At 68.2% G+C, this 10,436-nt stretch carries 9 protein-coding genes; 7 read left to right on the plus strand and 2 right to left on the minus strand.

Going from position 1 to position 10,436, the window contains the following annotated elements:
• The first annotated feature begins 133 nt into the window (after positions 1-133).
• The 5 genes from glmM (at position 134) to ACWCPQ_RS25595 (ending at position 4,823) form a co-directional block, all read left to right on the plus strand.
• Positions 134-1,519: a phosphoglucosamine mutase gene (gene glmM / locus ACWCPQ_RS25575; RefSeq protein ID WP_449903201.1), complete on the plus strand. Its 1,386-nt coding sequence runs from the start codon at positions 134-136 to the stop codon at positions 1,517-1,519.
• 138 nt (positions 1,520-1,657) lie between these two features.
• Complete coding sequence (locus ACWCPQ_RS25580) at positions 1,658-1,849, plus strand: PspC domain-containing protein (RefSeq protein WP_449903204.1); 192 nt, start codon at positions 1,658-1,660, stop codon at positions 1,847-1,849.
• Between the two features lie 264 nt (positions 1,850-2,113).
• Complete coding sequence (locus tag ACWCPQ_RS25585) at positions 2,114-2,431, plus strand: hypothetical protein (protein ID WP_449903207.1); 318 nt, start codon at positions 2,114-2,116, stop codon at positions 2,429-2,431.
• A gap of 4 nt (positions 2,432-2,435) precedes the next feature.
• Complete coding sequence (locus ACWCPQ_RS25590) at positions 2,436-4,235, plus strand: hypothetical protein (RefSeq protein ID WP_449903209.1); 1,800 nt, start codon at positions 2,436-2,438, stop codon at positions 4,233-4,235.
• 51 nt (positions 4,236-4,286) lie between these two features.
• Positions 4,287-4,823, plus strand: a complete 537-nt coding sequence (locus ACWCPQ_RS25595; protein ID WP_449903212.1) for a hypothetical protein — start codon at positions 4,287-4,289, stop codon at positions 4,821-4,823.
• A 112-nt stretch (positions 4,824-4,935) separates the two neighbouring features.
• Here the strand turns inward: ACWCPQ_RS25595 and ACWCPQ_RS25600 are convergent, their stop codons facing one another.
• Positions 4,936-6,135, minus strand: coding sequence for an NAD(P)/FAD-dependent oxidoreductase (locus tag ACWCPQ_RS25600; protein WP_449903214.1), 1,200 nt, complete (start codon positions 6,133-6,135; stop codon positions 4,936-4,938).
• Between the two features lie 148 nt (positions 6,136-6,283).
• Between ACWCPQ_RS25600 and ACWCPQ_RS25605 the strand changes: the two genes are divergently transcribed.
• A complete protein-coding gene (locus ACWCPQ_RS25605) occupies positions 6,284-7,342 on the plus strand; it encodes a hypothetical protein (RefSeq protein ID WP_449903216.1) in 1,059 nt (352 codons plus the stop codon).
• A 100-nt stretch (positions 7,343-7,442) separates the two neighbouring features.
• Here ACWCPQ_RS25605 and ACWCPQ_RS25610 read toward each other — a convergent pair whose 3' ends face one another.
• Positions 7,443-8,327, minus strand: a complete 885-nt coding sequence (locus ACWCPQ_RS25610) for a poly(ethylene terephthalate) hydrolase family protein (protein WP_449903217.1) — start codon at positions 8,325-8,327, stop codon at positions 7,443-7,445.
• A gap of 36 nt (positions 8,328-8,363) precedes the next feature.
• On the opposite strand from ACWCPQ_RS25610, the gene glmS reads away from it, so the two are divergent.
• Entirely contained in the window at positions 8,364-10,247 is a 1,884-nt protein-coding gene (gene glmS / locus ACWCPQ_RS25615) for a glutamine--fructose-6-phosphate transaminase (isomerizing) (RefSeq protein WP_449903219.1), read from the plus strand.
• The last annotated feature ends 189 nt before the right edge of the window (positions 10,248-10,436 follow it).

Consider the following 10,436-nt stretch of genomic DNA (forward strand, 5'->3'; position numbering starts at 1 on the left):
GAGAGCAGGCGACCGGCCGGTCCGGTCGCCTGCTCTCGTGCTATATCTACCGCGGCGTTCGCCGGCCGACCGTTCCGAGGGCAGTTCGGCAGGGATCGGCGTGTGCTGTGGACTCACTGACGAGGGGCAAGGTATGGGACATCTGTTCGGCACCGACGGCGTACGCGGGCTCGCCAACGATTCGTTGAGCCCGGAGCTGGCGTTACGGGTTGCCGGGGCGGCGGCGCAGGTACTGGGCGGGGACGTCCGGGCCGGTCACCGTAAGGTCGCGGTCCTCGGGCGGGATCCGCGCGCCAGCGGGGAGATGCTGGAGGCCGCGGTGACCGCGGGGCTGACCGCCGCGGGAATGGATGTGTTGCCGGTCGGCGTGCTGCCGACCCCCGCTGTCGCCTACCTGACCGGTCTGTACGACGCGAGCCTGGGCGTGATGATCTCCGCCTCGCACAATCCCATGCCGGACAACGGAATCAAGATCTTCGCGGCCGGTGGGCACAAACTCGAAGACGCTGTCGAGGAACGTATCGAGGAGCGGGTCGCGGCCGGTGGCTTCGATCGCCCGACCGGGGCGGGGATCGGCCGGGTGCTCGGTGCCGCCGCGACGGGCCGGCCCGGTTCGGATCCGCTCGGGCAGTTCGGTCTCGGCAATACCCATGAGCGCTATGTCGAGCATCTGGTGGAGGTCACCGGTCAGGATCTGAGCGGACTGACCGTCGTGGTGGACTGCGCGCACGGTGCCGCGTCCGAGGTCGGGCCCGCCGCCTACCGTGCAGCCGGTGCCCGGGTCGTCGCGATCAATGCCGACCCCGACGGGCTCAATATCAATGCCGGATGCGGTTCGACTCATATAGAGCAGGTTCAGCAGGCGGTCCGGGAGCACGGGGCCGACCTCGGCCTGGCCCACGACGGTGACGCCGATCGGTGTCTGGCGGTGGACGCGGCGGGCGAGATCGTCGACGGCGACGCGATCATGGCGATCCTGGCCATCGGAATGCGCGAATCCGGGACCCTCGTCGACGAAACACTCGTGGCCACCGTGATGAGCAACCTGGGACTGCATCTGGCGATGCGGGCCGCCGGCATCACCGTTCGCACCACCGGTGTCGGTGATCGGTATGTGCTGGAGGAATTGCGCACCGGTGGTTACACGCTGGGTGGCGAGCAGTCCGGGCACGTCGTCTTCCCGCGCCACGGCACCACCGGTGACGGTATTCTGACCGGCCTGCAGTTGATGGCCCGGATGGCCCGGACCGGGTCGCCGTTGGCCGAGCTGGCGGCGGTGATCCAGAAGGTGCCCCAGGTCCTGGTGAATGTCCCGGTCTCGGACAAAGCCGCGGTGACCGCCGATCCGGGTGTCCTCGACGCCGTCCGCGCAGCCGAGGACCTGCTCGGCGATACCGGTCGAATCCTGTTGCGTCCCAGCGGAACCGAACAGCTGATCCGGGTCATGGTGGAGGCCACCGATCAGGACCGGGCCCAGCAGCTCGCCGACGATCTCGCGAAACTGGTCGCGGCGGTCTGAACCGATACGCGGCTCAGGGATCCACCCTGAGCCGCGGGCCCCGGAAATCAGGGTGCGGGTCGGTAGCGCTGCCGATGCGAGCGGCCGGTGGCGGTCCGGATAGTGGAGGGTGTAGCAACCGCGATCGAAAGGACCGCCATGACCGCCCCCGCACGCCGTTTCACCCGCTCCACCTCCGATAAGTGGATCGGCGGAGTCTGCGGCGGAATCGCCGAATACTTCGGCTTCAGCTCCGGACTCGTCCGGCTGTTGTTCGTGGTGTCCTGTGTGCTGCCCGGCCCGCAGTTCCTCATCTACCTCGCGCTGTGGCTGTTCATGCCGAAACGCTGATCATCCGCCGTCACCGGATCGGTTCGGTGGCGGCGTAACCCCCTGCGCCCCATGGCCGCCACCAGCCCCGTTCCCGGCCGGGAACGGGGCTGCGCTGTACCGTCGGGGATGGAAAGATGAACGGGAAATCGTTCGCGGTCGGCGTACCGGGCCTTCCGGGCGCGGAACCTGTCGGGCCCGGGATACGTCGGATTCAGTGACAGCGCAGCTCGGCCGAACGGGGCGGTCCCGCGCGGGGCGGAGCAGGACGGAGGGGAGCGGCTCGTGAGTACAGGTGATCAGTCGGTCGGAATGCAGGGTGATGCTCTGGTGGCCCTGGCGAACGATATGCGCACCAGCGCCGGGGTGATCGGGGATCAGGCGAAGAGTGTCGCCGGTAGCCCGATCGCCCCCGCCGATACCGGTGCTGCGTACAAGGCGCAGGGGGACGCGATTCACGCCGGGATCGCGGCGGTGGAGAAATGGCTCGGCGATTGGTCCGAGGCCACCCAGCTCACCGGTGACGCCATGGGGCAGACGGTGATCGAGATGTCCGATGTGGACCAGGAGAACGCCGATAGAACTCGGCAGGCGGCGAGCTGAATCGATGGCCGACGATCAGGGAACCCCGGCGGCGGAGAATCGTAGCTGTACCGAACTGCTCGGAATCGGTTCGAAGGCACTGCGTTACTTCGAGATACTGGAAGCCCGTTATCTCCGGTGGGTGGGCGCCGCCACCGCGCCCGATTTCCGGAACTACCAGGTTCTGCACGGATTGTTCTATCAGCAGAACGGGCTGAACGAGAATGCGTTCCGGACAGCCGCGGATACGCTGGAGACCGTACTCGACAGGGTTGCCACCGAGCGCAATCAGCAGGCCACTCTCGCACACGACCTGTCCACGGCGTGGTGGGGAGAGGCGGCTACCCTGGCCGCGAATATGATGGCCACGCAGCTCCAGCTTTCCGAGGCCGATATCAATATCGTGCGCAAGGTCCACGAAGAAATCGATGCGGCGCCGCAGGCCCTGCGTCAGGCGGTGGGGATCAAGGCCAAAGCCGCCGAAGGGATTCTGCTCGACGGCGACCCCGATGTGCACGGTAAGACCCCCGAGGACATCGACAGCATCATCACTTTCGCCCAGGGGTTCGGCTGGAGTTCGGCAATGGGCAGCGACACCCTGGTCGACAGGGTCAACAGGATATTCCCGGATCTTGCCGAGTCCGGGGGTCTCTACATTCCATTGCTGAGCGATGGAGATTCGACCTACGTCGGCAAGATGAAGGCGCGTTGTACGAGTTGGTTGAACGAAACGTTCAAGCCCGAATACGAGTCGAATCTCAGGGAATTCGTCAGTGCCTGCGATCAGACGAACCAGTTGGTCGCGAGTATTCACGACGAAATAGTCGGTGCGTTCGCGGGTCTGAACGCGACCCGATATCCGTGCCCGAAGGCTTCGCCGACCTCGCAGCCCACCACACCGTCCGGAACCACGAATCAGCCCAGCTCCACCGGTACACCCGCCACGACCGGTACCCCCGCGACGACGGGTACTCCCGCGACGACGGGTACCCCGGCGACCACCGGCACACCCGCGACCACCGGTACCCCGGCGACCACTCAGACCCCGAGCACGGACAATCCACTGTCCACCATCGCGCAACTGGGCACCCAGCTCGCTTCGTCGGATATCGGTACCCAGGTGTCCGAGGGGCTGAGCAGTCTGGTCGGCTCGGCGACCGAGCAGATCGGCAGTACGCTCGAGCAGCTGCGCGAAGAGGCCGAGAAGGTGATCGATCCCGAAGGCGATACCGAGCAGGGTCTCGACGGTGACGGCAAACCGGACCAGGACGCCGACGGTGACGGCGAACCCGACAAGGATCTCGACGGTGACGGCGAACCCGACAAGGATCTCGACGGTGACGGCGAACCCGACAAGGATCTCGACGGTGACGGCGAACCCGATGCCGACGTCGACGGTGACGGGAAACCGGACCCCGAGGGTGACGGTGAGCCGGCCGTCGGCGGCGTCGAGTTCAACGGCCGGAACTACAAGCTCGAAGTCGGTCCCGACGGTGCATTGGCGCTCGTGGTGGACAGTCCGACCGGTGATCCCGCGACCTACCGGGTCGAAGTCGGCCCCGACGGGACGCCGGTGATCGTCGGCGCGAGCTCACCGGGCGAAACGGCGACGCCGGAGGCCGGGGATCAGCCGCCCGCCGGACAGCCCGCGGGGGTGCCCGGGGCGCCGGCCGGAACGAAACAGGAAGACGGCGAACACCGGCCGCAGGATTACCCGGTCCAGCAACCCGAAGAAGCGGAGCCTCCCGAACCCGATTCGCCGGCCCCGCCACCCGCGCCCCCGGTGGATACCGGCGCGCAGCTGGCCGAGGCGGGCCCGCTGTGATCACGGGCCGAACCGCGGTGACGCTGTCCGGGGCCGACCGGCGAGGTGAGTATGGCCAGTGAAGTCGAACGGATCGGCGAGGAATGCCGCCGGTACTCCGAGCGCATGGTGGAGCGGATGGCGGAGGCGAAAGCCCGGCGAGAAGCCCGGAGTGCCGAGCTCGCCGAGCAGTCGGCGGCCGATATGCGGCGGTTCTGGGCGGATATGGTGGCCGAACAGGAAGGCCGAGAGCATGATCCGCACACCGGTGTGGACGAACCGGGGCACCAGGACACCGATCGGGCGGCCCGGATCGAGCGACCGCCCGAACCGGATTCCGCCGGGCCGCGGGAGCTCGAATTTCCGCGGCCGCGCGAGGAGAAACACCGGCAGAACACGGGGTCGCCGCCGTCCGGGGGCGGCGGCACGGGTGTCCCGGGAGCGGGCGCAGGAAATACGACGCGGGCGGGACAATCCGGTGAGCTCGACCCGAACGAGGTGATCGCACGGTCCATCGCCGCCCGCCGGCGAAACAGTGTCGTCGCACCGATAGACGACGACGGTGACGACGAGGCGGATTACTACCGGCGAAACAGCTGGCTGGTCTGAGCCGTCGCAGGCCCGGCCGGTTCTCCTTGCCGGAACATCCGTGCGGCGAGCGCGATGGCACCGCCGCACACGTGCTGCCGAGAACAGTGCGGCGATGCCGGGCTCCGGTGTCCTATGCGGCCGGCTCCGCCGCCCTGTCGCGCTGGGCCCGGAGCAGCTGGGGCCGGTGTTTGCCGTCCTTGAACCAGTGGTGCGAACCCGGTTTGCGCGCCTCGTTCGCCAGATGTTCGATACCTGCGTTGCACGCGAATTCCTTGAGCTTCTTGCCCAGGAATCCGCTGAAGTACAGCCGCATCGCGGTCTCGTCCTTGTGACCGAGCTGGTAGATCCCGGCGTCGCGGCCGAAGCTGAGGCACATGGCCGGGAAGGACATGTCGATCGGTGTGGGCTGTTCACCCGCGATGCGGTGCAGCAGTGTGTCCGCGGCGTGCGCGCCCAGGCAGTACGCGGTGTAGGCGCTCATCCGGAACGGCAGATCCGACGGCGCCGACGAATCACCCGCCGCGACGATGCGCTCGTCGTCGATGCTGGTCAGTGTCTCGTCGGTGAGCAGACGTCCAGCGGCGTCGGTGCTCAGGCCGCTGTGACCGGCCAGGTCGGGGACGCCGAAGCCCGCCGTCCAGATGGTGACCTCGCTCGCGAGCGTCCGGCCGTCGTCCAGTTCGACGGTGTCCCGGGTGACCGCCGTGACATCGGCTCCTTCTATCACGGTCACCCCCAGCCCGGCGAAGTACTTGCGGGCGGTCCGCCGAGCCTTCGGATGCAGGTAGGGGCCGAGGACGCTGCCGCAGACCAGCGTGACCGCGCGGCCCTGCTCGGCCAGCTCCGCGGCGGTTTCGATCCCGGTCGGGCCGCCTCCGACCACTGTTACGGCGGCCGTCATGGGGGTGTCGAAGAGGGTCGACCGCAGCCGTTGCGCCGCCTCCAGAGTGGCGACCGGGTGGGTGAACTCGGCCGCACCCGGCACCGGCGGACGGGCGACGGTGCTGCCCACCGCGTAGACCAGGTAGTCGTAGCCGATCGTGCCGCTTTCGGCCGTTGTCACGCTGCGCCCGGCGGCGTCGATCCGTGTCACGTTGTCGACGACCAGCCGGACACTCTCGGCCAGGACATCCTGATAGTCGACGACCGCATCGTGGGTTCCGCCCACCAGCTGGTGCAACCGCAGGCGCGGCACGAAGGCCCGGCGCGGATTGATCACGGTCACCGTCACGTCGTCGCGCTGCGTCAGACGATTGGCCGCCATCACTCCGGCGTATCCGCCGCCGATCACCACCACGTCGATGTTCTCGTTCACGGCTGTCTCCTTCATCTCGAGGGGGTTCGAGTACCAGACAACGTGGCTCCGAGAATCCTGACACTGTGTGATGGGGATCACATCAGGGCTCGGCGGTGGCCCGTCACGAGACCCTCGCCGGTCACCCCTGGGAAGCTCGGGCAGAGCGGATACGCTGCGCGCCGTGAGCGATACAACGGTGTCCTTTCGCGAGCAGCTGCTGCACCCCGATCCGGAGGTCAGGCATTGCGTTCTGCGCCCGCTGTACCACCGCGCCGATGAAGACCACCAGCAGTGTCGCGAGCGGCTCACGGCGGTGCTGGACCTCCTGAACGAAAAGGTCGGCGAATACCTCCACGAGTACCAGCGCGTGATCTCCAGGGTTTCCCCCGACGATTTCTCGCTTGTCGTCGATGCGCTCGCGCGCACCGGCACCGAGCACCTCGCCGAGTCCCTCGGCATCACCGTCCACAATGGGCACGGCCTGCGGCCGCGCACGGCGGTGCTCGTCGGCATGTTGGCCGGCGGTTGGGCGAGTCAGGCCGCCGACCAGCTGCTTTCGGGTGGACCGGTGGCCCGCGACGCGACACTCGATCGGCCCCTCCTGCATCGTCGCGCGCAGGATCTCGACGCTGTCGAGCCGCTCGAATCCACCTTCGTCGACGAGTGCGCCTGGTACGCGGTCCCGACCAGCGACCAGGCCGCGGTGCTCGACGCTTTCCAGCTCACCGGCGCGGTGCCGGTCGGCTTCCGCGAGGCCGCCCGGCTCTTCGATGCACAAGGTGATCTGCCGCCCGACAAGGCGGTTGTCGTCACTCCGGCGTTCGACGGCTGGACCCTGCTGGTGCACAAGGGAGTCCTGGACGCCGACCTCGAAGCGCTCAGCGCCCGCTTCGGTGCGGCACACTGCTATGGCCACGGGTACCAGAGCGGCTGCGGCGACTGGTCGGACTGGACCATCGCGGAGCAGGGCAGCGTACTGCAATCGTGCTCCTACGATCTGTACGGCAACGACTTCATGGAGGCGGCGAGCCGCGACGAGATGCTTGCGTGGATCAACGAGCGGTGGCGACCGACGACGCCAAGGCTCGTGGCCGCCGACGATCCCGCCTTCGACGGCTACAACGGCTGGGAATTCGATGCGGAATCCATCGCACACGGCCTGTCGGTCTCGCTGCACCGGGTCGGACCCCACACCACAGTGCAGGGAACCTCGCTGCTCGCGACGCCGATCGCGGTATGAGCGGAATTGCCGGGCCCGGCGTCTCGGATGCGGTGCCGCTCCATCCGATATCGGTCGCGGGCCGCCGGTAGGCGGTTCCCCACGGCTCGTCCCGGGTGCGCTACTTACGGAGTGTCCGGACCAGCTTGCCCACAGTCCCCGGGTCGGGGGTCGCGGCGGCTCTGCGGCTCTCCTCTCGGTCCAGGAGCGCTGCGGCCGGGTCGATGACATGGGTGTGGCGGATCGTGGTGTCCGGATCGGCGAAGGCGGCGTAGGTCTTGTCACCGAGGAGGGTGTGCAGGAGGTAACCCGTGAGCAGGGCGCGGGTGGTACGTGCCGTTTTCTGTTCGTGTTTACCGCCCCCGAGTGCGGCCAGGAGGCGGCGGCCCTCGGCGAGACCGTTGTGGCCCGCGCCGTCGAGGGTGCGCAGGAGCACCGGACCACCCCAGGCGGCGGCCAGGGGCACCGCGTCCGAACTCAGCGAATCGATATCGCCCACGCCGGCCAGGATCAGCGCCGGGACGGTGAGGTCACCGGCCACCGTGCCGGCGGCGGGCGCGGTGGGCGCCGGGAACAGCGGGGCCACCGCGGCCACCCGGCGCCGGGCGGCGGCGAGTACGGCCGCACCCGCTCCCATCCCGTGTCCGGCCAGGGCCAGGCGTTCGGGGTGCACGGTGATGGTGCCGTCGCCCAGCCGGACACCGGTGCAGATATCGAGGGTGGTGAGCAGGTCGGTGGCGAGGTTCAGATGGGAGGGCACCGGGCCGCGCTCGGTGTTCGGCGCCGCCGCCACGAACCCCCAGGACGCGAGGTGCTCGAGCAGCGTGCCGTAGTTACCGGCACCGTTCAGCCAGCCGTGCCCGAAGGCGACCGCGGGTAGGTCCCGGCCCGTTTCCGGCGTGTACACCACCCCGGGCTGACCCGCGATGGCAAGATTGCCGCGGAGCACCCGATGCGGGCCGCGGCTGGTCAGAGTGCTCAGAAGTGATTTCACAGACGCCGACACGACGAGAACGTTAGCCGATAAGTAGGCTGGGGAGCCATGTGCGGAATCGTGGGGTACGTCGGGTACCGGGACGCGTTGGGCGTCGTCGTCGCTGCCTTGCGCCGCATGGAGTACCGCGGTTACGACTCGGCGGGTGTGGCGATTCTCGACGGCACCGGCGGCGTGGCGGTCGAGCGGCGCGCCGGGCGGTTGAGCAATCTGGAAGAGGCCCTGGCGGCCGCGCGGGCGGACGACTTCGCGGGCAGTACCGGTATGGGGCATACGCGGTGGGCCACCCACGGCGCGCCGACCGACCGCAATGCCCATCCGCACCAGGATGTGAGCGGCAAGGTCGCGGTCGTGCACAACGGCATCATCGAGAACTTCGCCCAGCTGCGGCGTGAACTCGAGGATGCCGGGGTCGAACTCCGCAGCGAGACCGATACCGAGGTCGCCGTGCACCTGGTCGCCCGAGCATATGCCGAAGGACCGACCGCGGGTGATTTCGAGGCCAGCACCCTGTCGGTACTACGCCGGCTCGAGGGCGCGTTCACGCTGGTGTTCACGCATGCCGACCACCCCGGAAAGATCATCGCGGCGCGTCATTCGACCCCACTGGTGGTGGGGGTGGGTGAGAACGAGATGTTCATCGCCTCCGATGTCACCGCGTTCATCGAGCACACCCGCGAAGCGGTCGAGCTGGGTGAGGGCCAGGCTGTGGTCATCACCGCCGACGGCTACCGCGTCACCGATTTCGACGGCTCCGCCGACGGCGTGAGCACCCGGCCGTTCACCATCGACTGGGATCTGGCCGCCGCCGAGAAGGGCGGCCACGACTACTTCATGCTCAAGGAGATCGACGAGCAGCCGGTGGCGGTCGCCGATACCCTGATCGGCCATTTCGATCAGACGCCCAGCCGGGCCGGCCGGATCGTGCTGGACGAACAGCGCCTCTCCGATCAGGAGCTGCGCGATGTGGAGAAGGTCTTCGTGGTGGCCTGCGGTAGCGCCTACCACTCCGGCCTGGTCGCCAAATACGCCATCGAGCACTGGACCCGGCTCCCGGTCGAGGTGGAGCTGGCCAGCGAGTTCCGCTACCGGGATCCGGTGCTCGACCGTTCGACCCTGGTGGTGGCGGTCTCCCAGTCCGGTGAGACGGCCGATACCCTCGAGGCCGTCCGGCACGCCAAGAGCCAGAAGGCCCGGGTGCTGGCGGTCTGCAATACCAACGGCGCGCAGATCCCGCGCGAATCCGACGCGGTGCTCTACACCCGGGCCGGGCCGGAGATCGGGGTCGCCTCCACCAAGGCGTTCCTCGCGCAGGTGACGGCGAACCTGCTGGTCGGGCTGGCGCTGGCGCAGGCGCGCGGGACCAAGTACCCCGACGAGGTGGCACGCGAATTCGCCGAGCTGGAGGCCATGCCGAAGCTCGTGGAACAGGTGCTGGAAACTGCGCCGCAGGTGCGGGCCATCGCCCGGGAACTCGCCCGGGAACGGACCATCCTGTTCCTCGGTCGCCACGTCGGATACCCGGTGGCGCTCGAGGGTGCGCTCAAGCTCAAGGAGCTGGCGTACATGCACGCGGAAGGTTTCGCCGCGGGTGAGCTCAAACACGGTCCGATCGCGCTGATCGAGGGCGGGCTGCCGGTGATCGTGGTGATGCCGTCGCCGAAGGGGCGCGGGGTACTGCACTCCAAGCTGCTGAGCAATATTCGCGAGATCCAGGCCCGTGGTGCGCGCACGATCGTGATCGCCGAAGAGGGCGATGATCTGGTGCGGCCGTTCGCCGACGATCTGATCGAGATCCCGTCCGCGCCGACCCTGTACCAACCGCTGCTGTCCACGGTCCCGTTGCAGATCTTCGCCGCGGAGGTGGCGCAGGCGCGCGGTTACGACGTGGACAAACCACGGAACCTGGCGAAATCGGTCACCGTGGAATAGGCGTACCTCCGCATTCGCTGCGGCCGTGCGCGTCGGTATGTCGGTGTTTCGTGCAGGCTTTCGTTCTGTGTGGGCCTCGGCGTACCTCTGCGTTCGCTGCGGCCGTGCGCGTCGGTATGTCGGTGTTTCGTGCAGGCTTTCGTTCTGTGTGGGCCTCGGCGTACCTCTGCGTTCGCTGCGGCCGTGCGC

Source organism: Nocardia sp. NPDC001965 (assembly GCF_053594175.1).